This window comes from Salinisphaera sp. G21_0 (genome assembly GCF_017744115.1).
GTDB lineage: Bacteria > Pseudomonadota > Gammaproteobacteria > Pseudomonadales > Endozoicomonadaceae > Endozoicomonas.
On sequence record NZ_JAGHQW010000187.1, the window covers coordinates 1 to 1,038 of the forward strand.

1 protein-coding gene is annotated in these 1,038 nt (G+C 47.0%); it reads right to left on the minus strand.

The genetic code is table 11. From position 1 onward, the window contains the following. Positions 1-2: 2 nt before the first annotated feature. Positions 3-971 carry an IS1595 family transposase gene (locus tag J7439_RS25570; protein ID WP_209204877.1) on the minus strand — a complete coding sequence of 323 codons (969 nt, stop codon included), beginning with the start codon at positions 969-971 and terminating at the stop codon, positions 3-5. Between the last annotated feature and the right edge of the window lie 67 nt (positions 972-1,038).

Genomic DNA, 1,038 nt, shown 5'->3' on the forward strand with positions numbered 1-1,038 from the left:
GGCTATGTTGCCTTTAAGGGTTGAAAGTGAATAAATTCCAAAATTTTGTTGGCCAGTCGATCAGCTGTCAAAGTATTAATGCTCGTTAGAGCCCTTCGCCAGCCCAGGTAATGTGCCAGATATTTTGTTGCAACTCCGTGAAAAATCCCTGTAATCCACTTCTTCAAGTGGCTGTGATATGCGTTCACATGCTGCAGGTGAAAAACTCCTTCTATAACCCTTATTCCAGAGGATGACACCAACTCTTTAAAGGTGAACCCCAAGGTTCTCGCAAGCTTCTCATGTGCAAGGCTTGCATCGGCGCATACGACTGCTTCAATATTTATTCGACCGTTCAAATGACGACAAAGCTCGTCTGCACTCTGATTCTCCAGAATGCCATCAACCGTCTGATTATCCCGGTCTCTGGCAACCATGACCGGTATTTGTCGACACTCTGTCTTCTTCTCATTACCCCGTTTCCTGGCAGCTCTTGGAAGACCTTTTTTCTGACCTTTGAAGGATTCACGGAAGAAAGTTTCATCCAGTTCTGTGATGCCACTAAGCTCCGGTGCTTGGTCGTGCTCAATAGCCTGTAAAAATCGATGCCTCCAACGGAATGATGTTTTCAATGAAACGCCGCATTGCCTGGCAGCCGGGCGAAGCGTCAAAGAGTGAGTCATCCCCTCAAGATACTGCGGCCAACGCTCAGGATGTCTTAAACGGGCCAGAGGCGTTTTGGAAAAAGAGTTCAGAGTCTTTCGACAAGACTTGCACCGGAAACGTTGTCGTTGGTTCCGCATCCCCCAGCGTTGTATGTTTTCCGACCCGCAGTGAGGACATTTTGGAGCCCGAACAAAACTATCTTCGATAGACTTGGCAATATCGGAAGGTGAATTCTGCTCTGACAGAGCGTTAATAAGTGTATTTCGCTGCTGACTGGTTAATAACGCTATAGCATTAAGAAGATCTTGAAACTGTTGGGACTGCATAACAGAGTCTCGCGTAGCAGGGGCTTACGACAGTTTAGACCCATCAACCCTTAAGGGAAACATAGCC

Coding starts and splice junctions, on each gene's coding strand:
- J7439_RS25570 (WP_209204877.1), bottom strand. CDS start 971: ATGCAGTCCCAACAGTTTCAAGATCTTCTTAATGCTATAGCGTTATTA.